We start from the raw sequence: 24,472 nt of genomic DNA, 5'->3' as shown, positions 1-24,472 counted from the left end.
CTATGAGTAGAAACATAAAGATGAGGAAATGTAGCAACTTAACATTAGATGCTGCTACGAGTAGAAAACATACTAAATAGAGCGTAGGAATACGTTGGATTTATATCGTTAGGGTAGGAACCCAGATGTACCCAATTGGTAAAGGATTGAAGGATATTGAACAAAACAAAAAGACTGATTTACTATTGAATCTAGCCTGAATTTATGCTCTATTTAAGTTAAACAAACATTTAATAGATATCAGAATTACCGAGTTACATATATATTGAGCCCTCTATTTTCCTCCCGCTCCTTTCTTTAATGTACCAACTGTATTAGCAGTGATAAGAAGAATAAGGCAGGAAGACATAAGACTAAAAAAGCTGACTTTCTATACAGAAAATCAGCTTTTATTCATATAATTAGGCAACATCATAGCCTTGTTCTTCAATAGCTTCTTTCATGGCATCAACATTTACCTTTGATTTATCAAAAGTTACATCTACTTTACCAGCTTCTAAATTAACTTCAGCTACTGATACACCATCCAATTTTGTTAATGCACCTTCAACTGACATTTTGCAATGTCCACATGACATGCCTTGAACGTCCATAGTTGTCTTTTCCATGACCTTTTCACCTCCTTAAATTAATTTTTATATTTTCACTCGCTTTAAGCGAAGGGAGTTAGTAACAACACTTACTGAACTTAACGCCATTGCTGCACCAGCAATCCACGGGGCAAGAAATCCAATTGCTGCAACTGGTATTCCCGCTGTATTGTATCCGAAAGCCCAGAAAAGGTTTTGTCGTATATTTCGAATCGTTGCATGACTAATTTTAATTGCCTTCGGTATAAGCAATAGCTCGCCACCGAGAATTGTAACATCAGCAGCTTCAATCGCTACTTCTGTTCCAGTACCAATGGCAATTCCAATATCTGCCGTAACAAGTGCAGGTGCATCGTTCACACCATCCCCAACCATAGCAACTTTCTTACCTTTGGCTTGAATTTCTTTTACCTTATTTGCCTTTTCTTCAGGTAAAACTTGAGCAATTACTTGGTCAATTCCAACTTGTTTTGCAATTGCTTGAGCTGTCCTTTCGTTATCACCTGTTAACATAACTACTTCTATTCCAAGTTCCTTCAATTGCTTAATAGCTTCTGGAGCCGTTTCTTTAATCGTATCTGCTACTGCAACAATACCTCGATATTCACCATCAATGGCAATTAACATAGCAGTTTTACCATCTAATTCAAAGTTCACTAATATTTCTTCATAGCCTGATATATCAATTTGATGATCTTTCATTAACTTTCTATTTCCAACAAGAATCCTTTTCCCAGAAATCGTGGCTTCAATACCATGACCAGGTATCGCTGTGAAATCGTCTGTATCCAAAAAGTCGATACTATTCTCTGTTGCATGGGCAACAATAGCTTCTGCAAGTGGATGTTCTGAACCTTTTTCCGCACTTGCAAGTAACTGTAATGTTTCCTCATCACCTGTGAAGTTTGTAACTTCGGGTTTTCCTTTTGTGATTGTACCTGTCTTATCAAGTACAATTGCTTCTATTCCATGTGTTCCCTCTAGGTGTTCTCCACCTTTAAATAAAATCCCACTTTCTGCAGCCTTTCCTGTTCCAACCATAATAGATGTTGGTGTCGCAAGTCCTAAAGCACAAGGACAAGCTATAACAAGTACAGCAATAGCTGGGACTAAAGCTGATTCAATTTGTCCGGGTTGAACTAGAGTAATCCATATAATAAAGGTTAAGATAGCAATACCGACGACTATCGGAACGAAATAACCTGAAATAACGTCAGCTAATCGTTGTATTGGTGCCTTTGACCCTTGAGCTTCCTCCACGACCTTGACAATAGATGCTAAGGCCGTATCTTTCCCTACTTTTGTTGCTTCCATTTCAATGGAACCATTTTTATTAATTGTAGAACCAATTATTTTTTCTCCTAAATCTTTTTCAATTGGAATGGATTCACCCGTAAGCATTGATTCATCAACAGATGTTCTTCCTTTGATAACAATACCATCTACAGGTATTTTCTCTCCCGGCTTTACAATTAAATGATCTCCAACAACTACATCTTCAACTGGAACCATCATTTCTTTACCATCCCGTACTACACGAGCTTCTTTCGCTTGTAAATTGAGTAGTTTCGATAAAGCATTTGTTGTTTGGCTTTTAGCTCTAGCTTCTAAATATTTTCCAAATAAAATTAAAGTGATTATAACGGCACTTGTTTCAAAATATAAATGTGGCACATACTCTGTATTTCCAATTGTCATGAATGTTTCGTATAAACTATAGAAATAAGCAGCACTCGTACCTAATGCTACAAGCACGTCCATGTTTGCCCCGCCATTTTTCAGGTTCTTATAGGCACCAACATAAAATTGCCAACCGATAATAAATTGTACTGGTGTTGCTAAAGCAAATTGGAACCATGGATTCATGAAGATATCCGGTATATGGATGCCAAATAAATGTACAAGCATTGTAACTAATAAAGGTGAAGTAAGGATAGCCGAAATAATTAATTTCGTCTTCATATTTTTAAGCTGTTTTTCTTTATAAGATTGTTTTTCCTTTGCCTCCGCCTTTGGTTTGGCATCATAACCAATGTTTTTGATTTTATCAATCAACGATTGTACATCAACCAAACCAGGATTATATTCAATCTGGGCACTTTCCGTCGTTAGGTTAACAGTTGCAAGTTTTACTCCATCTTGTTTGTTCAATACTTTTTCAATACGGGTAGAGCAAGCTGCACAAGTCATACCAAAGACATCGAGATCTGTTTTCTCCGTTAGAACACCATAACCAACATTCTCTATTTTTTTAGCTATATCTTCTATGGATGTTTTATCTGGATCATAATCTACGGTGGCCTTCTCTGTCGTCAAATTGACCTGTGCTTCCACTCCATCCATTTTATTTAATACCTTTTCCACACGATTAGAACAAGCTGCACAGGTCATTCCTGTTATACCAAGTGTTGCATGATTTGTTTCACTCATAATAGTTCCCTCCTTACTTAGAAAACTGCTTTAATACTCCCATTAATTCCTCAATTGTTTCTTTACCTTCACCTTGTTTAATCGCATCACTGACACAGTGGTTGATATGACGTTCAGTGACAACAAAACCTACATTTTTCAAAGCGGATTGAATGGCACTTATTTGTACTAAAATATCCATACAATAACGATCCTCTTCCACCATTTTCTGTATTCCACGAACTTGACCTTCTATTCGTTTTAAACGGTTAATTGTTTTTTGCTTTTCATCTTGTGTTCTTGGTTTACTTGGGTGATCATGTAAGAATTCGTCCAAATGAATCACTTCCTTTTTTGTTATGATTTTACTATACCCTAGTATGGTATTGTTGTCAATAATAAAACTTCAGATTATGATAATTTCTCTTTTTATTAACACTTCACCGGAAGTTCAGTTAGGCATTTCACTTAGTTGCTAATGAAAGAAGATGAGTTTCCATCCAACGCTTATTATTAACTTATTATTTGTTCTTTACCTATCCTTTTTAAAAATTTAAAGAATGGCTCTCTTTTTTTACCCTCTTCAGCATATACAGTAATGACTTTTTCTACTGTATCGTACAATTCTTCTGGTGTTAGACTCTCTTTCAACAAGGAACCCACCTCAGCATCTTTTCCTTTCGTTTTTCCACCAACATATAGATTATAATGATCTTTATACTTCATTACACCTATGTCACTTAACATTGGTTCGCCACAACCAATGATACAACCTGTATAAGCAACTTTTAGGGTAAATGGTACAGGTTTTCCTGCTATACGGCGATTTATTTCTTTTGCCACTGGCATTCCTTCTCTTTCTTCCCCTTTACAGAAATTGCATGTTCTCAAGCTCTTTACGTAATTTCCAACGGGATAACATCTCAACCCAACACTTTCAAACTCCTCAATGATTTCCTCTTTTTTATCTTCTGGAATTTCTACATAGAGTTGTTGAAATGTTGTTAACTCAAGTTCATCTTCTTCATTCATATATTTTGAGATTGTCATAAGTTGTTTTGAATTTAGTTTTGCACCAAACCCTATTCCACCATTCACAGCGATTTTAACCTTAGCCTCCATATTCATTTCCCCCTATTTTTCCATATTATTGTCTCGATACAATAAACAGTATTTTTAAATACTAATTCCCCTCACATGATACTATACCCCCCCTAGTGTATGTAAAGTGTTTAAAAAATCTAAGATTCTTCATATGTAATAAATTACTCGATTTTGATAGTAAGATAGGAATATTTTTAGTTGCTGAACACATATGGTTAATTATATTGTACAAGAAAGGAGCTAAAGAATGGAAATATCATTACTTCTAATACTCATAACAATTTTCTCACTCTCAGTTCTTGTTATTTTTAAAACGATTTCCCACAGAAAAAAGTTCACTAATATGGCTGGCATGATGATAGCTATGTCAATGGGTATGAGTGTTGGTCTAACTGTGGGTGTTATTGTTGGAATATTAATTTCTGAAAACTTTTTTATGGCTACAATTTTAGGAATTGCTGTTGGTATGTCGGCTGGTTTTTTGGCTGGTATACCAGTAAGCATTATAGCGGTATTGGACGGAATGTTATCTGGAATTATGGGTGGTATGATGGGAGCCATGCTTGGCGAAATGATAGTGATAGAATATCATGACGCAATCGTTAAAATAATGTTTTTTCTTTTTCTATCCACTTTACTAATCCTTCTCCATTTGATTCAAAAAGAAGTAAGTAAAAAAGAGGTAACATTCTATACTAATCCACTATTGACAATTATTCTTTTTGGTTTTATTTTTATTGTACTTAATCAATTAGGACCGATTTTTACTGATGTTAAGACTCCGAATGATCATAAACAAAATCATATTGGGCATCATTCAAACGAGTAATTTTGTATGGTATAAACTAGAAGAACTAATAGTTAAAGAGTAAATACAATACCACTGCTAATACTCCCAGCATTTTTTAATATAAATTTGTTCAAGAAATGGAAATGTTCACACATTCGTCTCTCTAACTGCATAATAAATTGATATTTACCATATAGCCTTATTCTTGAAAAGTACATCATTCAACATAGAGATGGGAGGTCTTATTTTGAAAAGAAATATATTATTTACTCTACTTTTAGGTGTCGTGTTAGTACTTGCTGCGTGTAGTGGGGATAATACAAATCAACAAAGTGAATCCGGTTCCCAAGAAGAGTCTTCACCTGCTAGCCAGATCGACATCACCGCATCTAATTTTGAATTTGACCAAGGCGAGTATACAGTGAATGCAGGTGAGGAGATCAAAGTAACACTAACCAATGCTGAGGGAATGCATGGAATAGCAATTGACGGCCTTGATGTTAGCATTGAGGGCGAAGGAGAAGCAACATTCACCCCAGATGAACTAGGAGAATATACGATATACTGTAATATCCCTTGTGGGCAGGGACATGACGAAATGATATCAACATTAGTCGTACAATAAATCTAAAAATACCCTGAAATGAACGGATTCATTTCAGGGTATTTGTTTTAGGATTATATTCTTCCCGTACCATTATGCTACACTTTTACAGGCCTCTGCACATCTAAAGCAAGCCTCTGCACATTTTTGGCAATGGTCATGATCATGCTTTTTACATTCATTTCCACATGCCTCACAAATCTTTGCACATACAGCAGCCAATTCAGAAACAAATGGTGTATTTCTTGAAAGGGCTTGTTCAAGATAATTACAAATGTCTGCACACTCCCTATCCAAACGAATACATTCAGCCATCATTTGGATATCCTCTTCCTTTAAACAAGCATCGTAACAGTGATTACATTCAGTCATACAATCATGTAATGCCTGTATCAGTTCTAAATGTTGTTCATGTGCCATCGTTTCATCTCTCCTTCAATAAATTTTTAATACCTTTTATACTGTTACCTAAACTGTTTTAGAATAAACAGAAATTAAAAAACTCCATAAAAACTGCACAAAAACTTAATAAATCTTGGCATTATATATCTTCAAAATCATCACCGATATTTATATGAGAAATTATATACTTCTGGCTGTGTATAAGCACAACTTGTTGTTGGTCTTGGAATAGGAGTATTCATAAAAACTACAATATATCTTGACAATTTATGCACATATTTTCTTTAAAATAAAATGAACTGTGTATATAAATAACAAATGGGTTTTACTGTAGGGAGAGATATAAATGAGTCTAAAGCAAGCCAAAAAGAATAAGAAAAACAAAAAAAGAAATCGCTTAATTTTTAGAACGACTATTTTAGCTGTAATGATAGGAGCTATTGTATTTGCATTAGTATCCAATTTACAAGCAGATAATACGATTTATCAAGAAGAAGATGATGCTCCAGACTTCACATTAAAACAAATTAATAAAAATAATGAATTAGAATCTATACAACTTAGTGATTTTAAGGGGCAAGGTGTTATGTTAAACTTTTGGGGGACTTGGTGTAAGCCATGTGAAGATGAAATGCCTTACATGCAAGCACTTTATCCCGAATATAAAGAAAAAGGAATTGAAATTATTGCAGTTAGTTTAGATAGTACAGAATTGGTTGTCGATCGTTTTATTGATAAATATGATCTAACCTTTCCAATTCCCCATGATAAAACAGGAGAGGTCAGGGATTTATACAAAATAGGACCAATTCCAAGTTCCATATTCATTAATCCGGATGGAAAAATTCAGAGAGTTGTAAATGGAGCCTTATCATTAGAAAGTTTGGAGAGTTATTTTAAAGAAATATTGCCAAAACAATAGGCTGCTGATGTTCTTATAAAGGGGGATAAAAATTGAATGAAATTAACATATTTTTAGCTTTTGGGGCTGGTTTTCTTTCTTTTATTTCACCATGCGTATTACCACTATATCCAGCGTTTTTATCTTACATAACAGGAATGAGCGTAAGTGAGATAAGAGAGGAAAATAAAAAAATCAACAAAAAGGCTCTTTTACATACCATTTTATTTTTAATAGGATTTTCAAGTATTTTTATCATGATTGGGTTTACCACTTCATTTATATCAGAATTCCTATTAACTTATCAAGATGGCATTAGGCAAATTGGTGCTATTTTAATCATTTTCTTTGGACTAGTAATTGTAGGAGTATTTAATTTTAAATTTCTAATGAAGGATAAAAAAATAGGCTTCAAAAATCGCCCGGGAGGTTATTTTGGATCATTCATTATAGGGATGGCATTTTCATTAGGATGGACTCCTTGTACGGGTCCAATACTGGCCATCGTATTATCATTGGCTGCAACCAGCCCCGATGTTGGTATGATTATGATGATTAGCTATGTTTTAGGCTTTTCTATTCCGTTTCTTTTATTGGCATTCTTTATTGGTAAATTAAAGTGGATTAGAAAACATAGCCTTAAATTAGTTAAAATCGGTGGATACATTATGATTTTCATGGGAGTAGCACTGTTCTTTGACTGGATGACTAAATTAACTTCATTTTTGGCTGGATGGTTTGGTTTTTATGGTTTTTAAATTAAATTTACCACAATTTCTCTATTAAATTTGCACAAATAATGCACATTTGGATATTATAATTAATCTTATAAGTAATGTAAAAATATATAGGGTTTACTTAACATCCACATAAAGGTCTTTTAAAGTTTAACAGATTAGATGAAAAAGGAGTAGGAGCAACTTATGAAAAAAAGTTTATTAGCAGTGCTGGGGTTAATACTTATCTTAACCGTGGCCGCTTGTAGTGACAATACAACAAACGAAGTAGAGACACAAGATATCAAGAAGATAGTCCAAGATTACAGTGTTGGAGATGCAGATGAGGATGTTTCTGCTTCCATTACTTCAGACGAGCTTATAGTAACTGATAGTGAGAATAAAGAGACTACTTATGACCTTCCTGAAGATGAATTTTTTGTTTCCATTGCACCATTTATTGAGACTACACATCCTTGTTCAGATCATAGCTTAACTGGTTGCCAGGGAGAATTAGTAGAAAAGGAATTCGATGTTTATATTCAAGATGAAGAAGGTAATGTGCTTGTTGATGAAACTATAACATCTCTTGAAAATGGATTTATTGATTTTTGGCTACCTCGTGACAAAACATATAAGGTAGAGATTCAATACGATGGTAAAACAGCAGAATCTGAGATTTCAACTTTTGAAGGGGATAATACTTGTATAACAACAATGCAGTTAATTTAGTGTTTACTCATGGATACCTCTTGTTTTAAAAGAAAATAATTGTGTTTTTTATAAGTGATACTTTCATTAGAATCGGGTCTTATCAAAGATAAGCAACTCGATTCTTTTCCTTTAACTAATTAACTCTCCTCACTTTATTTTTCTGCAGAAATTCTTAACATTTTCTTGTTAATATTCTTAAAAGAATTGAGGTGTTTGTTTGTGTACGAAATAAATACTTCCCAAAATAAACTAATTAATACAGGTCTGTATTGTATTCTAAATAAATCCCAGTGTATAACACTTCCAACTACTATTAGAAATTCACTGTCATTAATAGCAGGAGATGCAGTTACAGTAAGTTTAATAACAAATTCACAGGAATTGGTCATTAAGAAGCTAATTGGTGAAACAGTAGAAAACATAATGATAATTTCTAACAAGGGATCTATTCGAATTCCAGAAGAATTAATGAGGACATTGCATTTAAAAAAGGACGAAGTGTTTCATCTTTATTTATCTATTGACGAATCATTTATATTACTCAAAAGTAAAAAACTATAATAGAACTTAAAAAAAAATATTTATAAAATGATTAGGCACTTTTGTGTTATACGATATAACTATTCCTTAAAAACTACTTGATATCATAGAATTAAAAACCCTAGAACTATTCCAATCCTAGGGTTTTTTTGGTGTATATTTACTTTAGGTGTTGACATTATGCTTTCAACAATCTTGCATTAATAGCCACAATTATTGTACTTAAACTCATCAGTACAGCACCAACTGCTGGACTTAACACAATTCCAACTGGGGCTAGGACACCCGCAGCAAGTGGGATTGCAAAAATGTTATATCCTGTTGCCCACCATAGATTCTGTACCATTTTTCGATATGTTTTTCTTGATAAATCCATTAGAGCTACAACATCATTTGGGTTACTTTTAACAAGAACAACATCAGCGGTTTCCATTGCTACATCTGTACCTGCACCAATTGCAATACCTAAATCTGCTGTCGCAAGTGCTGGAGCATCATTGACTCCATCTCCCGTCATAGCAACCTTCCAACCCTTTTCTTGAATCCGTTTTATTTGATTTGCTTTATCATCTGGTAGAACTTCCGCATAAACTTCTTCTATTCCTAATTGATTTGCCACCCAGTTAGCTACTTTTTTATTATCACCCGTAAGCATAATTGAATGAATTCCATTTTTCTTTAAGGTTGCAATTGCTTCTTTTGCTGTTTCCCGAACTATGTCTGCAAGTGCAATCATACCAATCAGCTCATCTTCAAGTAGGACAAATACAACTGTTTTTCCTTCTTCAGACATTTTATTAAATAATAGCTTGTTATACGATAAGTTATTGCTATTTACATAGCCTGGACTTACAACATTTACTTTTTTACCATCTACTTTCCCTTGAATACCTTTGCCTGTTATTGATTCAAAGTCTGTAACTTTTCCTAAATTAATATCTTTTTCATTCGTCTCTTTCACAATTCCAGTTGCTATAGGATGTTCAGAATTTTGCTCTATACTAGCTGCCAATTTTAAAATTTCATCTTCACTATACCCCTCACTAGGTATGATGTCAGTTACACCAAATTCACCTTTAGTTAGTGTACCAGTCTTATCAAAAACAACCGCATTTAGATTGCGTGCACCTTCAAAGTTTGCACGGTTACGAATTAACAACCCTTTTTTAGCTGATATCGCTGTAGAAACTGCTACGACAAGTGGTGCAGCTAATCCCAAGGCATGAGGACATGTAATAACCATTACTGTCACCATACGTTCAACAGCTACATCAAATGAATATCCAAGTAATAACCAAATGAAAAGTGTTGCGAAACCTGCCGTTAAAGCAAGATAAAACAACCATTTTGCTGCACGATTTGTTAAATCCTGTGTCTTGGATTTTGATTCCTGAGCTTCTTTAACCATTGTAATAACCTGTGATAAATACGAATCTTCACCAGTTTTTTCTACTTGAATCGTAAGCGAACCTTCTTTATTCACAGACCCACCGATTACTTCATCACCTTTGTTTTTTTCAACTGGAATTGACTCTCCTGTTAGCATAGACTCGTCAATTGCTGACTTCCCATCAATAATTGTCCCATCAACAGGAATTTTTTCACCTGGTTTTACAAGTACCCTGTCATTACTTTTCAAATCTGACAAAGGAACATCTTGTATCTGTCCGTTATCATCTATCCTATGTGCTTCATTAGGCATGAGTTTCACTAGTTGCTCTAGTGCATTAGATGCTCCCATTACAGATCGCATTTCAATCCAATGTCCTAACAACATAATATCCACTAACGTTGCTAATTCCCAATATAACTGATGACCTTCCCATCCGAATACAACAAGAGTACTATATCCATATGCAATGGTGATTGCTAGGGCTATTAGCGTCATCATTCCAGGATTCTTGTCTTTCAGTTCGTGGATTCCACCGGTTATAAACGGCCAGCCACCATAGAAGAATACTATTGATGATAATGCGAATAAAATATACATATCACCGGTAAAACGCCAATCTACCCCAGTAAAATCCTGAATCATCGGAGATAGTGCGAGAATTGGAATGGTAAAAATTAAAGAAATAAAGAATCGTTTCTTAAAATCATCTACCATACCTCCATGATCATGATGGCCGTGGCCACCGTGACTACCATGATGATGTCCGTTATTTCCGTGACTATCATGATCATGATTATTATGGCCTTCATGCCCGCTATGTTCATGGTGAGTCTCATGATTATGTTTACTATTATGGTCATGATTATGGTGTTCGAGGTTTTGATGGTCATGGTGTTGGTGTTTATTGTGTTCATGTTCACTATGCATATGTTTTTCATGCTCATGTTTTGCCATTGATAACACTCCCTCCAAAATATTATTTTATTTGTCGATACATATTTTGCACAACATCTACCTTTCTTATTTCTAACATACCATACTATACCCCTGTTGGGTAATTTTTAACCACAAAAAAACAGAACTATTCATAGTAGTTCTATTTTTTTATTATTTCGACTGATGTTAGGGGGATATTAGTCTGTTATGGCAAATGGTGTTATAATTGTTTATTCATAGGAACCTCATCACTTGAACCATGACAATTTTGATACATTTGCTCCATTTTTTGTTCATTCATCTCTGGGTGCATTTGTTTCATGAATGGAAGCATTTCCTCAAAGCCCCAGCCTTCTGTCTCACTATTTGCATACACAACATTTCCTATACCTAAAACAAAAGCAACTACAAGACCCAAAGATATAAGTCTTTTTTTCATCTGTATCCCTCCCTTATAATAAATTTAAAAAAAGTTTTTCAATTAATTATCGAGAAAACGTTACAAATTATTGACAAAAAGAGCAGGGTTTCCATAAATCTAATTTAGGAATCAATTGATGGGAGTGTTAATCCATTTATACCCCACACCCCAAACAGTTATAAAATGTTCATCAATAGGGAATCCTGCCTGACGGATCTTTTCTCTTATATTTCTCACGTGGGAGTCAACTGTTCTTCCACCTGTATCTGATTCAAATCCCCAAATTAGGTCGATTAGTTGCTCCCGTCCAAACACTTGATTAGGGTTTTTTATCAAATATCCAATCATGATAAATTCTTTAGGTGTTAGTTTGATTGCCTTATTTTTATAGGAAAGCTCATAACTTCTTTCATCCCATAGTAACCCATTTATTTCAACATAATTAGTTGGAGTTCTTCTGCGTAGTAGTGCTTCCATTCTAGCTAATAATTCATCTTCGTTAAACGGCTTTGTAATATAATCATCTGCCCCTAGTTTTAATCCTTTAACAATATCTTCTCTCTGTTCACGTGCAGTAACCATAATAATAGGAACATCAGAAAATTTCCTGATTTCCTTGCATAGTTCCCAACCATCCATTTTTGGCATCATTACATCAAGTAAAACGATGTCAAAAGCCTCTTCTTTCAGAAATCTCAAGGCTTCATTTGAATCAATAGCTTTTTTGTAATCATAATTGTGAGGTCTCAAATACAAAGCTAATAAATCTAACATACGCTTTTCATCATCAACTAATAGAACTTTATTCATCTTTGTTGCCTCTCCTTAATGAAATAGTAACACTTGTACCCTTTCCTAATTCACTTAGTACTTCCACACTTCCCCCATGGGATTCTATAATTTCTTTAACAATTGCTAACCCTAACCCAGCACCACCACTTTTTCGTGACCTCGATTTTTCAACTCTGTATAAACGATCAAATATTTTTGGAAGGTCTTCTTTCGGAATCCCCTCCCCATCATCAGTAATAATAATATTTGTAACTTGATTCGTTTCATATACCTCTAATGAAACATAGCCACCTTCAAAAGAATGTTTTCTAGCATTATCTAATATATTTAGTAAAACCTGTTGAATTCTCTCTGAATCGACAAATGCTATTATATCCTTGGGGCAGCTAACAGATAATGTTATGTTTTTTTCTGCATAAGCAGGTCTAATACGGTCCGCTAGCGAATAGAGTAACTCTTCTAACAGAACCTTTTCAGGATGAATGACAAAATTGTTTTTATCCATTTTGGCTAATTCAAACAAATTCTTTATAAGTACATTTAATTGTTCTGTTTCTTCACGTATTATAATAATAAACTCTTCTTTTTCTTCACGTGTAATATCAGGGCGACTGATTATATCCGCATATCCTTTTATATAGGTTAATGGAGTCCTAAGTTCGTGTGATATACTCGCTAAAAATTCATTTCTATCATTTCTTAGTCGTTCCAAGTCCTGGGATAATTTAGTAATAGAATTTGATAACTCTCCTAGTTCATCTTTTCTTTCCGTATTTAACTCAACCTTATTTTTCCCTTTACTTAACTGTTCCGTCGCTTCCTTTATTTTAATCACTGGAAGCGTAATAAACCTAGACAGAATAAAAATAGTAATAATAGTTAATAGTATCGTTATCATGCCGATTACGAGAAATTGATCACTTAAATGATCAACAATTTTTTTCACATTATTTGTAGGAGCAAACATAAAGACGTGACCTTGATGTTTACCATTAATTGTAATTGGACTATCTGCTACTATATACTTCTTCTTATTCCAACGATTCTCAACGATTTCCCCCTCAGTTGGCATATCATTATAATCAGTATGTTCGATTGCATCTTTCATTTCTTGTTCAACTGGGTCAGAGTTTATAATGATATTTCCTGTTTCATCAGTGATGATAACTGCAAAATCAGAGGCAGATTCCATTAGTCCAACATGCTCTAATGTAGGACTGTCAAAATTATCTTCTAGTACAGCACTATGCATATTTCCTCGTGCTAAGAGGTTATTCATTACTTCTTCAATTCGCTCATTGACCAAATTCGTGTATAATATAAAAAATAGAAAAGATTCAATGATTAAAATAAAAATGAAAAATAATAATCCGATTTTTAAAGATAGTTTATTAAACATAACTGACCTCTTTACAACCAATAGGTTAATGTGTCAAAAATACCTATAATAAGGAGTAATCCACCGGCAACTTTTTGGGTAATAGCCCCTATCTTTCTGCTTTTCTTTAAGATTACTCCACTTGCACCAAAATACCAAATGAGAAAGATTACTACCAAAAGGGGAAGAGATGTCCCAATCCCAAATACTGATGGCAATATAATGCCATATGATGTTGTCAAAACAACTGGCATTAACGTCATGATAAACAGTACAAACATCGTTGGACAAAATGCCAAAGTAAAACTTACTCCCATCAAAAAACTTCCCAAATGGCTATCTTTTAATTTCTCTGGTAATCTGATTCTTCCTAGTGATTTATTAAATTTAAACAATCCGATCATAAATAAGCCGATAATGATTAGAAGTGGTCCTATTGCTTTTCTAATGACTGGAAATAGTTGAGTTAATGTGCTATTTACTTCTTTCCCTAGTAACCAAATCATTATTCCTAGAGCAGAGAAGACTACAATCTTTCCAATAATAAACAAGAATACATGTAACCAGGGAACTCTACCCATCAATGATTTATTCCCATATATAGTAATAGCACTAACATTGCTTGTTAATTGGCATGGTGCAACAGCCCCAACTAACCCCAGAAAAAAGGCAAATAATACTGGAATGTGCTCGAAGCCATAAGCTAGACCATGAATTGGTCCACTTAGCATCCCGCTAATTTGATTAAAAAGGTCAAACATATTTATTCAACTCACTTACAGTTTACTATTATAGGTAATTTTAAAAATAGATGTTCTTATAATATCATAGAAGAAAAATATCAAGTTTTTATGCAGAATTATTTTTATTTCTTTAAAATTGATTTTAATCGTTCATATCTTGTTCATCTATTTCTCCTTTTACTAGCTGTTCCTTTAAGATCTCTAATGATGATTTTTTTTTCATGATACCCTCCATTAACGTAATTTGTGATTAGAAAAACACCAATAATCATTAAGCCTAGCCAGAAAATTATCATAACCATCATTGGCCAGATTGATCCGTATCCGTGCATAAAATGCATTATATTCACCTTCTTAATTGAATTGCTTTCTATAATAATACAGTAAATTTTTCAAGAAAATATGCATTTGGGCCTGCCTATGAAAATGGGTTTTAATCAAAATGTAATAAACTCTGCAAATAACTTGCACATTTTACGGGTAAGGTATTAACAAATACATAAAGAAAGGTGTTTTGATATGACAATCAAAAAGCTACTTATAGGATTCATTTCTTTAATCTCCCTTTTTGTCTTAGCTGCATGTACTGGTGATAATGAGGGGACAAGTCCAGATGAAAGTCCGGATACAGAAATGGAATCAGAAGCAAACGAGGATAATATGGAAACTGAATCAGATCCACATGCAAATATGGATCACTCAAGCTCAGGTGAAGTTCCAGAGGATATAGCAAATGCTGAAGATCCAACATATACAGAAGGAAGCGAAGCAGTAATTCAAGCGAACCATATGGGAGGCATGGATGAAGCTGTAGCAACTATTGACGGTTCTTATGACACAACTGTTTATACTGTTACCTATACACCAACTACTGGAGGAGAAACGGTAGAAGATCATAAGTGGGTTATCCATGAAGAAATTGAAAATGCAGAAGAACAACCATACGAGCTAGAAGATGAAATTGTTCTTGAAGCAGATCATATGGAAGGCATGAAAGGGGCTACAGCTACAATTGATTCTGCAGAAGACACCACTGTCTACATGGTAAGCTATACGGATACAGAAACTGGAGAAGAAGTGGAAAATCATAAATGGGTAACGGAGAACGAATTAACTCCTGTTGAATAACTAAAGATTCTTTCTTCCTAAAAAAGGTCTGACCTGTTAATCAGGACAGTCCTTTTTATTCCCCTCTACACATTAAACATCTTATCTCAAGTCTCTAATCTTCCGTCTACTATATGTATCTGTAACTTTCTCCTTCCCCAACCAAATCCCCCTCAAACCCTTGTCCCCCAAGCCTTCACCCTCTCTTTTACGCCACAAGACAATGGAACTTAGTTCTTCCCCAAATCACTCGATTTCCCCCTCTTTTTCCACTTCTGGGTTGTATAGAATATTCGGTCATTGTAACTAAGTACTTCCCCCGTTCGGGTGAACGTGTCAGGATAATAGTCGAGAAAGAAAGCAGTTTTGGAACAGAAGAGACGGAAGAATAGAACGAATAAAGATGAAGAAAATCCTACGTATTTATAGGGTGAGGAAAACAATTGATAAGAGATTGGATACCTATTGAATCCAGTAACGGCAAGGGATATCAGACTTTCTCCCGATTTTGGGAAAAACCAAAAAGGGACGAAGTCCTGCTAGACCCGCCCCGAATTGATATTGATTTTTGATTGAAAAAACCGATTAAAAAAGTGATTGAATACATATTGAGCTCTCCGCTTCCTTTTCCCGCTTCGATACCAACTTAGTTACAGTAGGGAGGAACAAAGTTACGTTGGGAACAAGAGAGTTACAGGGAGACAACAACACCCAACCTTTTATTAAACTCATTCTACAGTTACACTCTTAACGAAATTCCATTGTAATTCAACAGACACATTCTTTCCTCTTAACTCACATTTCTATATTACTGGATGAAATATTACAAACTAAACTAAATATCTTTTCTCTACTATGTGACATTAAAATAAACATCTCTCAAATCACCCCACTCCAACCCCCATTCCACCGTTCGAGTTAAAATAAAGATTTCCGACCGAACCCCCATTTTGAAGGATTTTTGGTTCAAAAACACTCCATTTTCCCCTCTTTTCCGCCTGTTTTTTCATCTTTTTTTCTGTTTTAAAATAAAGTTCTCCGAGAATGTTGCGTAATGGAAACACGAGAAAACCGATACAAGACAAGGGATGAGCATGAAAAAGACCCGGAAATCGGAAATGTTTATTTTCACGAAATCGGGGTCTTAATCGGAAATGTTTATTTTGATTCGGAAGTTTACTTTTTAATTAGACATATATCAAGGTTAATAAGACGACACACTCCACGTGGGCAGTTTGTGGAAACATGTCTACTGGCTGTATGCTTTTTACTTTATATTGACGGTGGAGAAAATCGATGTCTTTTGCCAGTGTAGATGGGTTACAAGACACGTAAACCAATTTTTTAGGTTTGACTTGTTGGATTGTTTTTAATAATGCTTGATCCAAACCTGTTCTTGGGGGATCGACAACGATAACATCTGGACGAAAGCCTTCTTTCACCCATTTAGGTAACCATTCTTCAGCCTTACCCGTTACATATTTAGCATGCTTCACTCCATGTTTAGCTGCATTTCTCTTTGCATCTGTGATTGATTCTTTTATAATATCCATTCCACGTATTTCTTTTGCTTGATCTGCCAACCATAATCCAATTGTTCCTACTCCGCAGTACGCATCAACAATCGTTTCTTTACCAGTTAGATTTGCTGCTTTTTTGACTTCATTATACAATTTGACGGTTTGCTCTGGATTGAGTTGAAAAAAAGTACGTGCCGATAATTCAAATTGGATATCCCCTAGCATTTCATATATAAACGTTTCACCCGCAAGTGGTATGGTTTCATCCCCAAAAATGAGAGATGTTTTTTGGCCATTGACATTTTGAATAATCGAACGTAAATTCGGAATCCGCTTGGTAGCTTCTTCTACTATTAGTGAAGACTTTGGAAGCTCTTTTTGTCTTGTAATGAGCACAACTTGCACTTCCCCAGTTTTCACACCCACTCTCGTCACAATTGTACGGATATCACCTTTGCGCGTGCGTTCATTATAAGCACTAATGTTTAAATCTTGAAGAATACGCTTCATCGTATTTGTAACAGATATTGTTTCTGGCTTCTGCACGATGCATTCATCAATATCAATAAGCTGATGTGAATTCATGCTATATAATCCTGCAATCACTTCACCTTGCTTCGTCCCTACTTGAAATTGGCTTTTATTCCGGTATCTCCAAGGGTCCTCCATTCCGATTGTTTGTTTTATTTGAATGGTGCTTGGATCTATTTTGGTGTGTCTCTCTAACGATTGAATAACCATATCCCTTTTTTCTATTAACTGGCGATCATAGCGAAGATGTTGTAACTGACATCCGCCACACTCACCAAATAACGGACAAGGTGCCTCTACTCGGTAGGGAGAAGGTTTCCTAACTTTTTTTATCTTTGCTTCTGAAAATTTCGGTTGAACATTTGTGACTTCTACTACAACCTCTTCATCAGGCAGGGCACCAGGAACAAAGACCACTTTCTTTTTGAAATATCCGACACCCTCTCCGTTAATACCTAACCTTTTGATTGTTAAAGGAAACCGTTGCTTGAGTTTTAACTGAACGGCAGTTTCTTTTTTACGATTCGTTTGTTTATTCAAAAATAATCACTCCACAGTTATTCGATACTACGCCATAAATAATAGGTGGCATAGCTTAAATAAGGCGTCCAGTCTTTTGCATATAATTCCATTTGTTCGTAGGAAGGCTTCTGCTCTAATTGATAAAGCTTTTTTAACGCATTTTGCAGGCCAATATCTGCCATTGGATAAAGATTATCTCTCCCTAAACCAAACATCAAAAAATTCTGCACTGTCCATGGACCTACGCCTTTTAATTTAATCAGTTTATCATGAATTTCACGATCTGACAGTTCTTTTAGTTGCAATAAAGATAATTGCTTTTCTGCTAACTCTTTAGCAATCCCAATAACATACTCTGCTTTCCTACCACTGAATTGTAATGCCCTTAAATCTTCAATTGTTACATTAGCTACTGTTTCAGGATCAGGATAAAACCAAGCACCATCTTTCTCATAACCAAACTTATGCACAAACCTCATTGTAAGCGTATAAGCAAATTTCATATTCAATTGTTGATGAACAATACATTTGAGGAGCGAACCAAATAAATCAAAATCTAACACAAAAGGTGTTCCATAATGAGCAAGAAACACATGACGCAAATCCGTTTTTAGAAAATGTTGATGAACATCTGCTAAGGGAATATTCCACCGAAAAATATCTGTTAATCTCACCAACGCTTCTTCTTTTGTTACTTCATTTAATCCTGTCATTAGAAATTTAGGTTTGTTCGTTGTACCCAAACCTGTGATTGTAACGACGATGGATTCATTTTGTAACTTAAGGGGTACCTTTAACATTCTCTTGTCTCGATTCACCCAAATAAGCGGGTCACTTGATAAGCGACTTAAAACAGCATCAAAATTATAGGGTCCACCTATTTCTTTTATTATCTCCATTCACCGTTCATCCTTCACTGTTTTTTCTCGTATTATACTAAGGATCTTTTTATGAGCTTTTTCAACTGTCTTCTATCAAGACGAATACCTGTTCTTACATATAATTATAACAAGAATTTCACTATGATTTAATGGGGATTTTTACTTCTTATAAATGATGAATACTGCATCTATTATTTATGTTGCTTATAAATTTTGATGGAACTTTGTTAGCTTTGTTTTTCGCTTTTTTATGACTTATAGATCCAAAGCACTCTCTGTTTGCCATTATCCTTTCTTTATAAATCAAAACACCTACAATGAAGTTCATTGTAGGTGGTGACTGTTAATATAAGTAGGAGCTATCCAAGGCTTGGCTCCACATAAGATCGTCTAATGATTTGAATTCATATCCTCGTTTTTTTAAATCCACAATTGCTTGTTGCAAAGCATCTGCATTATCTTTTGATACTGTGTGTAATAATAATATGCTTCCTGGATGAATCTGCTTCATAATGTTGTCATAGGAGTATTTCCAGCCTTTTTGTTGATCTGTTTTCCAATCAACAAAGGCTAGAGACCAAAAGATATGGGTATAGCCTAATTCATTTGCGTAAGCCAATCCTTGTTCGTTAAAAATACCACGAGGTGGTCTTAAATAGGACATATGTTTAACACCTGTTAACTTTTCCGTCTCTGCTCTCACTTTTTCTAATTCTTGTTTATATTTATCGCGACTGATCCTTGTCATATCTGGGTGAGTCCAAGAATGGTTACCGATTATATGTCCTTCCTTTGCCATCCTTTTTACTAAATCTGGTGCCGTACGAATATAATGACCCGTAATAAAGAATGTCGCAGGTACTTGTTCTTTTTTAAGCACATCAAGAATTTTATCCGTATACCCATTTTCATACCCATTATCAAAAGTAAGATAAATATCTTTTTTAGTCGGATCTCCCTTATAAACAGATTGATGCTTTGTTAGAAGATTATCAAGCATTTTTCCCGCTTCCGCCGGCGATTCATTCTGTGCTTTTTTAATTCCCCAATGAATAGGAGCATGGCTGAATTCGCTTGCTGAGACAGGGATTGAACAGATAAACAGAAAGATACTTCCTAATATCATCAATTTTTTCATAGCGCTTCTCCTTCTTTTTTTCTTATTGTTTGCTAGCAACAATAAATTACGAGCGCTAAAAGTTTCCAAAATAGTTATCCATATAAAAAAGAGACACCATTCTATGTTGGTGTCTCAAGAACAAATTAAAATACACGTTCTTTAAATTTCGCTAGCTTCTCTAACGAGGATTTGTCTACATCTCTATGAAGACTATTTCCGTGAGAATCCATTGTAACTACTGCTGTGAATCCTTCTACACGTAGGTGCCACATTGCTTCTGGAATACCGAAGTTCATTAAATCAACACCTTCTACTTCTTTAATACAATCAGCATAATATTGCGCTGCTCCACCAATTGCATTTAAGTATACTCCACCATGCTCTTCTAGCGCTTTTAATGTTTTCGGTCCCATACCGCCTTTTCCAATCACGGCGCGAATACCGAATTTTTTCATAATATCTCCTTGATATGGTTCTTCACGGATACTTGTAGTTGGACCTGCTGCTTTTACATGCCATTTTTCTTGATCATCTTTCATCATTACTGGTCCACAATGATATATTACTTGTCCATTTAAATCTACAGGGGCATCGTTCTCCATTAAATGATGATGGATCGCATCACGACCTGTATACATTCGACCATTGATTTGGACCACATCGCCAACTTTAAGTTCACGGATTTGTTCCTCTGTTATTGGAGCTTGAAGCGTAACAACTTTTGTTTCTTGTTCAGCTTCTGTTGTTGCAGCGGTTTCTTGCGCTGCTTCGTCAGCAAAATTAATTTTTTCACCATCTTGATAGTGCCATTCATTAATTTCACCTGTGTCAGGATTTACTTTTACCCCAAGTCTACGATATGCCCAACAATTATAGGCTACAGATACGAAAAAGCTAGCAGGAATACGATTCATCACACCAACTTTACATCCTAATAAAGTCGTTTCTCCTCCGAACCCCATTGTCCCAATTCCAAGCTCGTTTGCATTTTTAAGAACATATTCCTCAAGTTTTCGTAAATCTTCATTTGGATTTACATCATCTACAGAACGGAATAGTTGTTCCTTTGCTAAATCATAACCAGATGAACGATCTCCGCCAATCCCTACACCTATGAACCCTGCACTACATCCCTGTCCTTGTGCTTGATAAACCGAATGCATTATACATTTACGTATACCATCTAAATCGCGTCCAGCTCTTCCTAAACCATCAAGTTCTGCAGGCAAACTATATTGTATATTTTTATTTTCACAGCCGCCGCCTTTTAGAATTAAACGAACGTCTATATACTCTTCTTCCCACTGATCAAATTTAATAACTGGTGTGCCACCACCTAAATTATCTCCGCTATTAGCACCTGTTAAGGAATCAACAGAGTTAGGTCTCAATTTACTATCGTTTGTTGCTTCTGCAATAGCATTCTTAATTGCTTCTTTAATCTTTAGTTGATTGACGCCAACTGGTGTTTTGATTTTAAATGTCGGTAATCCTGTATCTTGACAGATTGGCGATACGTTATCATCTGCCATAGAGATATTATTTGTAATTGTTGCCAGACTCATCGCTGATCTCGTACCAGCACTTTCTCTTTCTTTTGCTGCCTTAATTGCCCGACGAACATCCTTTGGTAAATTCGTCGAAGTTTCTACAATTAAGTCGTACATACTTTTTTGGAATTGCTCCATATTCATTTCTCAAAGTTCCCCTTTCCCTTTGCGACCGATCAATTTCTTTTGCGAAAAATTAGAATCATTATCGTATACCATTATATACTCATTCTTTAGTCAAGAAAAGACCAACTGTAGAAACAAAAAAATGGTGAAACCCAATTTTTTTTAGAGGGTTTCACCACTTCTTTTTAATCTCTATGATTAAATTCCCTTACTTTAGATTCAAGATCGTCGATCATTTCGATGAGACGATCAACATCCTCTAACTCCGTGTTTTCAGGTTCTATCGCATCTAATACGTCCATAAACATATGAAGACGTTGCTTTAAGAAAGCTACTTGATTGTCTTTATCAGTAATTGAATTGCCCACAGTATTCGCCCCTTTCTCTACACAACTTTAATCCTACATGAAATGCAATAGAGCTGCAATAAAGGTTTATTTTTCATTAAAGGTTGACAGAAGCTTACGTTAGATGAATAATGACTACAGATTTACTTAAAGGAGTTTTTTTGAATGATATCTCAAACGTTACCAATTTCACCAAGTTATGACCCTTGGGAAGCTTATATGGATATCGATGATTATGGAAAATTAACCTTATCCAATATTGAATTTACAACTACGGTTTTATGCAATATGCGTTGTGAGCATTGTGCTGTTGGTTATACTCTGCAACCAAAAGATCCTGATGGACTTCCTGTTGATTTATTAATCAAACGCTTAGAGGAAATCCCGCAATTGCGTTCACTCTCTATAACGGGAGGCGAACCGATGCTATCGAAGAAATCAGTTCATAACTATGTGATCCCTCTTTTTAAGTATGCTCATGAACGCGGTATTCGAACACAAATTAATTCTAACCTCACATTAGATAGAGGTAAATATGATAGCATTATCCCTTATTTAGATGTTTTACATATTTCTCATAACTGGGGTACCGAAGAAGAATTTATTGAGGGTGGTTTTGCTATGATGGAAAGAAAACCATCCATAAAGCAAAGACAGGTACTCTTTGATCGTATGATCGAGAATAGTAAAGAACTCGTACAAGCTGGTGTAATGGTCTCTGCTGAAACAATGTTAAATAAAAGAACATTACCCTATTTAGAGAAAATCCATAAGCAAATAACAGAAGAAATGCATTGTCAACGTCATGAAGTTCATCCAATGTACCCTTCAGATTTTGCATCTACTCTCGAAACTTTATCATTAAAAGAAATGCGCCAAGCAATCCATCATCTATTGGATATTCGTGACAAAGATACTTGGATGTTGTTTGGAACATTGCCGTTTTATCCATGCAGCAATAATGAAGAAGACTTAGCTTTATTACAACGTCTTCATAATGAGCAGAATGTCACTGTTAGAAATGATCCTGATGGTCGTTCAAGACTAAATGTAAACATTTTTACTGGTGATGTGATTGTAACGGACTTTGGTGATACACCTCCTTTAGGGAATATACATACAGACGCACTTCCATCTGTTTTCGATAAGTGGATGGAAACGAAGCTTGCTAAGTCTTTAAATTGCCATTGTAGTGAAGCAAGATGTTTAGGGCCAAATGTGTTAGTAAAAGACAGTTATTACCCTGAAATAGACTTCCAAACTAAAAAAGCAAATATCTCAGTTGAGAAATAGAAAAGTGCGCCAATAAAATGGCGCAATTTTCTATTTAACGTGGTCGTTCCGAAACAATAAATCCAAATGAGACATGATCCTGTATTGGAATCCATGCGCCAATTCCTTGAGAGGTAATATTTTTCACTACTAAGGTTTTTTTGCTTCCTTTTAACATTATATAAACTTCACCATAAGTAACTTTCCCTTTTTCATTAATAGCAGGTGCGTATGCATATAGGTAGCCCAAGCGGTTGATTGCAACATGATATTTATGATCTTTTTTCGTTCCTGCTCCTACAATCGTTTCAAAGGATAAGGGTAATCCACTTTTTTCTGTCGCCTTCAACAACATCATCTTTTTTACATCTTGCGCATGTGGAACCTTGGATGTAAGTCCACCTTTCACTACCTTTTGCATTTCTTGAACATAATTCATTTGAAAGACCGCATCTCCCCCGCGATTATCAAAATAATTCGTATTGATCTTTTGAAACTCCCAATTAGGTGATGTTTCTTGTGATTGATAATTGAGTGGCCATTGACCTAAATAAACAATCGCACGGTATCCGATGGCAAAAGGTGTACTATTTACTGTTGTTTCATTTAACATACGTATTAATTCAGGGTTATCTATTTTTACTCTTGATGTCTCCATTAATTCTTGTGTTAATTCACTCGGCTGTAATGTTGGTAAATCTTGAGCAGGGTTTGGATACGTATTGTCCTTTTCTACATTTAAAACAGAACTTGGTATCTCTATCGTTTCCCCCTTTGTTTCTATTTTTCCTTCAGCAGATGTCGCTGATTGAAAGGATGTCACCCCAATGGTCATCAATACTAAAGCATATAGCCATTTCTTCATTTCTCTTACTCCTTTCAAACTTATATGCATTAGTTTTTTCGTATGATGTGAATATTATCCATAAAGGAAAATAAAAAAGTAACATTTTTGTAATGTTTTGAATATTTACAAAAGTTTTTATATATTTTATACTATTTATACACTCACTCGAAAGGAGGGCAGCTTCATTACGATTCGCTTTATTTATGAACAAACACC

25 protein-coding genes are annotated in these 24,472 nt (G+C 35.0%); 8 read left to right on the top strand and 17 right to left on the bottom strand.

Going from position 1 to position 24,472, the window contains the following annotated elements:
* Positions 1-401 precede the first annotated feature (401 nt).
* The 4 genes from copZ to LCM23_RS02820 all read right to left on the bottom strand — a co-directional run bounded on the left by copZ (position 402) and on the right by LCM23_RS02820 (position 4,127).
* A complete protein-coding gene (gene copZ / locus LCM23_RS02835) occupies positions 402-608 on the bottom strand; it encodes a copper chaperone CopZ (protein WP_224935514.1) in 207 nt (68 codons plus the stop codon).
* Positions 609-635: 27 nt separating this feature from the next.
* Positions 636-3,020 (bottom strand): heavy metal translocating P-type ATPase, encoded by a 2,385-nt coding sequence (locus tag LCM23_RS02830; RefSeq protein WP_224935512.1) that lies wholly within the window; start codon positions 3,018-3,020, stop codon positions 636-638.
* 13 nt (positions 3,021-3,033) lie between these two features.
* On the bottom strand, positions 3,034-3,336 hold the full coding sequence (locus LCM23_RS02825; RefSeq protein ID WP_224935510.1) for a metal-sensing transcriptional repressor: 303 nt from the start codon (positions 3,334-3,336) through the stop codon (positions 3,034-3,036).
* A gap of 176 nt (positions 3,337-3,512) precedes the next feature.
* On the bottom strand, positions 3,513-4,127 hold the full coding sequence (locus LCM23_RS02820; protein ID WP_375544872.1) for a nitrite reductase: 615 nt from the start codon (positions 4,125-4,127) through the stop codon (positions 3,513-3,515).
* Positions 4,128-4,350: 223 nt separating this feature from the next.
* Between LCM23_RS02820 and LCM23_RS02815 the strand changes: the two genes are divergently transcribed.
* Positions 4,351-4,932, top strand: a complete 582-nt coding sequence (locus LCM23_RS02815) for a hypothetical protein (RefSeq protein ID WP_224935506.1) — start codon at positions 4,351-4,353, stop codon at positions 4,930-4,932.
* Positions 4,933-5,140: 208 nt separating this feature from the next.
* Positions 5,141-5,518: a cupredoxin domain-containing protein gene (locus tag LCM23_RS02810; RefSeq protein ID WP_224935504.1), complete on the top strand. Its 378-nt coding sequence runs from the start codon at positions 5,141-5,143 to the stop codon at positions 5,516-5,518.
* A gap of 72 nt (positions 5,519-5,590) precedes the next feature.
* Here the strand turns inward: LCM23_RS02810 and LCM23_RS02805 are convergent, their stop codons facing one another.
* Positions 5,591-5,917, bottom strand: a complete 327-nt coding sequence (locus LCM23_RS02805) for a four-helix bundle copper-binding protein (protein WP_224935502.1) — start codon at positions 5,915-5,917, stop codon at positions 5,591-5,593.
* 328 nt (positions 5,918-6,245) lie between these two features.
* Between LCM23_RS02805 and resA the strand changes: the two genes are divergently transcribed.
* From resA to LCM23_RS02785, 4 genes are all read left to right on the top strand, one after another.
* Positions 6,246-6,821, top strand: a complete 576-nt coding sequence (gene resA / locus LCM23_RS02800; protein ID WP_224935501.1) for a thiol-disulfide oxidoreductase ResA — start codon at positions 6,246-6,248, stop codon at positions 6,819-6,821.
* Between the two features lie 32 nt (positions 6,822-6,853).
* Complete coding sequence (locus tag LCM23_RS02795) at positions 6,854-7,558, top strand: cytochrome c biogenesis CcdA family protein (protein WP_224935499.1); 705 nt, start codon at positions 6,854-6,856, stop codon at positions 7,556-7,558.
* A gap of 165 nt (positions 7,559-7,723) precedes the next feature.
* Positions 7,724-8,248 (top strand): CueP family metal-binding protein, encoded by a 525-nt coding sequence (locus LCM23_RS02790; RefSeq protein WP_224935497.1) that lies wholly within the window; start codon positions 7,724-7,726, stop codon positions 8,246-8,248.
* A gap of 201 nt (positions 8,249-8,449) precedes the next feature.
* On the top strand, positions 8,450-8,791 hold the full coding sequence (locus LCM23_RS02785; RefSeq protein WP_224935495.1) for an AbrB/MazE/SpoVT family DNA-binding domain-containing protein: 342 nt from the start codon (positions 8,450-8,452) through the stop codon (positions 8,789-8,791).
* A 157-nt stretch (positions 8,792-8,948) separates the two neighbouring features.
* Here LCM23_RS02785 and LCM23_RS02780 read toward each other — a convergent pair whose 3' ends face one another.
* The 6 genes from LCM23_RS02780 to LCM23_RS02755 all read right to left on the bottom strand — a co-directional run bounded on the left by LCM23_RS02780 (position 8,949) and on the right by LCM23_RS02755 (position 14,774).
* Positions 8,949-11,117: a heavy metal translocating P-type ATPase gene (locus tag LCM23_RS02780; protein ID WP_224935493.1), complete on the bottom strand. Its 2,169-nt coding sequence runs from the start codon at positions 11,115-11,117 to the stop codon at positions 8,949-8,951.
* A 202-nt stretch (positions 11,118-11,319) separates the two neighbouring features.
* Positions 11,320-11,538 (bottom strand): hypothetical protein, encoded by a 219-nt coding sequence (locus tag LCM23_RS02775; RefSeq protein WP_224935491.1) that lies wholly within the window; start codon positions 11,536-11,538, stop codon positions 11,320-11,322.
* Between the two features lie 111 nt (positions 11,539-11,649).
* Positions 11,650-12,330: a response regulator transcription factor gene (locus LCM23_RS02770; protein ID WP_224935489.1), complete on the bottom strand. Its 681-nt coding sequence runs from the start codon at positions 12,328-12,330 to the stop codon at positions 11,650-11,652.
* Positions 12,323-13,711, bottom strand: a complete 1,389-nt coding sequence (locus tag LCM23_RS02765) for a HAMP domain-containing sensor histidine kinase (protein ID WP_224935487.1) — start codon at positions 13,709-13,711, stop codon at positions 12,323-12,325. Before LCM23_RS02765 ends, LCM23_RS02770 begins: the two co-directional genes overlap by 8 nt.
* 11 nt (positions 13,712-13,722) lie before the next feature.
* Positions 13,723-14,451 (bottom strand): cytochrome c biogenesis CcdA family protein, encoded by a 729-nt coding sequence (locus LCM23_RS02760; protein WP_224935485.1) that lies wholly within the window; start codon positions 14,449-14,451, stop codon positions 13,723-13,725.
* 143 nt (positions 14,452-14,594) lie between these two features.
* Positions 14,595-14,774: a hypothetical protein gene (locus LCM23_RS02755; RefSeq protein WP_224935483.1), complete on the bottom strand. Its 180-nt coding sequence runs from the start codon at positions 14,772-14,774 to the stop codon at positions 14,595-14,597.
* A gap of 178 nt (positions 14,775-14,952) precedes the next feature.
* Between LCM23_RS02755 and LCM23_RS02750 the strand changes: the two genes are divergently transcribed.
* Positions 14,953-15,561: a YdhK family protein gene (locus tag LCM23_RS02750; RefSeq protein ID WP_224935481.1), complete on the top strand. Its 609-nt coding sequence runs from the start codon at positions 14,953-14,955 to the stop codon at positions 15,559-15,561.
* 1,166 nt (positions 15,562-16,727) lie between these two features.
* On the opposite strand, the gene rlmD is transcribed toward LCM23_RS02750, so the two are convergent.
* The 5 genes from rlmD to LCM23_RS02725 all read right to left on the bottom strand — a co-directional run bounded on the left by rlmD (position 16,728) and on the right by LCM23_RS02725 (position 22,158).
* On the bottom strand, positions 16,728-18,131 hold the full coding sequence (rlmD, locus tag LCM23_RS02745) for a 23S rRNA (uracil(1939)-C(5))-methyltransferase RlmD (protein WP_224935479.1): 1,404 nt from the start codon (positions 18,129-18,131) through the stop codon (positions 16,728-16,730).
* A 17-nt stretch (positions 18,132-18,148) separates the two neighbouring features.
* Positions 18,149-19,012, bottom strand: coding sequence for a DNA-3-methyladenine glycosylase family protein (locus tag LCM23_RS02740; RefSeq protein ID WP_224935477.1), 864 nt, complete (start codon positions 19,010-19,012; stop codon positions 18,149-18,151).
* A 325-nt stretch (positions 19,013-19,337) separates the two neighbouring features.
* Complete coding sequence (pdaA, locus tag LCM23_RS02735) at positions 19,338-20,132, bottom strand: delta-lactam-biosynthetic de-N-acetylase (protein WP_224935475.1); 795 nt, start codon at positions 20,130-20,132, stop codon at positions 19,338-19,340.
* A 125-nt stretch (positions 20,133-20,257) separates the two neighbouring features.
* The gene (locus tag LCM23_RS02730; protein ID WP_281202781.1) at positions 20,258-21,808 is read right to left on the bottom strand and encodes a fumarate hydratase; all 1,551 of its coding nucleotides are present in this window, start codon (positions 21,806-21,808) and stop codon (positions 20,258-20,260) included.
* A 167-nt stretch (positions 21,809-21,975) separates the two neighbouring features.
* Positions 21,976-22,158, bottom strand: coding sequence for an SE1561 family protein (locus LCM23_RS02725; protein WP_095370074.1), 183 nt, complete (start codon positions 22,156-22,158; stop codon positions 21,976-21,978).
* A gap of 144 nt (positions 22,159-22,302) precedes the next feature.
* On the opposite strand from LCM23_RS02725, the gene yfkAB reads away from it, so the two are divergent.
* Positions 22,303-23,430, top strand: a complete 1,128-nt coding sequence (gene yfkAB, locus LCM23_RS02720; RefSeq protein ID WP_224935473.1) for a radical SAM/CxCxxxxC motif protein YfkAB — start codon at positions 22,303-22,305, stop codon at positions 23,428-23,430.
* A gap of 34 nt (positions 23,431-23,464) precedes the next feature.
* Here the strand turns inward: yfkAB and LCM23_RS02715 are convergent, their stop codons facing one another.
* A complete protein-coding gene (locus LCM23_RS02715; RefSeq protein ID WP_224935471.1) occupies positions 23,465-24,274 on the bottom strand; it encodes a YfkD famly protein in 810 nt (269 codons plus the stop codon).
* Positions 24,275-24,472: the final 198 nt, after the last annotated feature.

The organism is Cytobacillus kochii (assembly GCF_020171845.1).
GTDB lineage: Bacteria > Bacillota > Bacilli > Bacillales > Cytobacillaceae > Cytobacillus > Cytobacillus kochii.
Note: the sequence above shows the minus strand (reverse complement) of the source record. Positions and strands in the feature narration are given on the sequence as shown.

Excerpts from the sequence above, each read along its gene's own strand:
- LCM23_RS02780 (WP_224935493.1), bottom strand. The coding sequence starts at position 11,117 with ATGGCAAAACATGAGCATGAAAAACATATGCATAGTGAACATGAACAC.
- LCM23_RS02775 (WP_224935491.1), bottom strand. The coding sequence starts at position 11,538 with ATGAAAAAAAGACTTATATCTTTGGGTCTTGTAGTTGCTTTTGTTTTA.
- LCM23_RS02765 (WP_224935487.1), bottom strand. The coding sequence starts at position 13,711 with ATGTTTAATAAACTATCTTTAAAAATCGGATTATTATTTTTCATTTTT.
- resA (WP_224935501.1), top strand. The coding sequence starts at position 6,246 with ATGAGTCTAAAGCAAGCCAAAAAGAATAAGAAAAACAAAAAAAGAAAT.
- LCM23_RS02755 (WP_224935483.1), bottom strand. The coding sequence starts at position 14,774 with ATGCATTTTATGCACGGATACGGATCAATCTGGCCAATGATGGTTATG.
- pdaA (WP_224935475.1), bottom strand. The coding sequence starts at position 20,132 with ATGAAAAAATTGATGATATTAGGAAGTATCTTTCTGTTTATCTGTTCA.
- LCM23_RS02740 (WP_224935477.1), bottom strand. The coding sequence starts at position 19,012 with ATGGAGATAATAAAAGAAATAGGTGGACCCTATAATTTTGATGCTGTT.
- LCM23_RS02820 (WP_375544872.1), bottom strand. The coding sequence starts at position 4,127 with ATGAATATGGAGGCTAAGGTTAAAATCGCTGTGAATGGTGGAATAGGG.
- LCM23_RS02790 (WP_224935497.1), top strand. The coding sequence starts at position 7,724 with ATGAAAAAAAGTTTATTAGCAGTGCTGGGGTTAATACTTATCTTAACC.
- LCM23_RS02830 (WP_224935512.1), bottom strand. The coding sequence starts at position 3,020 with ATGAGTGAAACAAATCATGCAACACTTGGTATAACAGGAATGACCTGT.
- LCM23_RS02815 (WP_224935506.1), top strand. The coding sequence starts at position 4,351 with ATGGAAATATCATTACTTCTAATACTCATAACAATTTTCTCACTCTCA.
- LCM23_RS02750 (WP_224935481.1), top strand. The coding sequence starts at position 14,953 with ATGACAATCAAAAAGCTACTTATAGGATTCATTTCTTTAATCTCCCTT.
- LCM23_RS02730 (WP_281202781.1), bottom strand. The coding sequence starts at position 21,808 with ATGAATATGGAGCAATTCCAAAAAAGTATGTACGACTTAATTGTAGAA.
- LCM23_RS02805 (WP_224935502.1), bottom strand. The coding sequence starts at position 5,917 with ATGGCACATGAACAACATTTAGAACTGATACAGGCATTACATGATTGT.
- LCM23_RS02770 (WP_224935489.1), bottom strand. The coding sequence starts at position 12,330 with ATGAATAAAGTTCTATTAGTTGATGATGAAAAGCGTATGTTAGATTTA.
- yfkAB (WP_224935473.1), top strand. The coding sequence starts at position 22,303 with ATGATATCTCAAACGTTACCAATTTCACCAAGTTATGACCCTTGGGAA.
- LCM23_RS02760 (WP_224935485.1), bottom strand. The coding sequence starts at position 14,451 with ATGTTTGACCTTTTTAATCAAATTAGCGGGATGCTAAGTGGACCAATT.
- copZ (WP_224935514.1), bottom strand. The coding sequence starts at position 608 with ATGGAAAAGACAACTATGGACGTTCAAGGCATGTCATGTGGACATTGC.
- LCM23_RS02715 (WP_224935471.1), bottom strand. The coding sequence starts at position 24,274 with ATGAAGAAATGGCTATATGCTTTAGTATTGATGACCATTGGGGTGACA.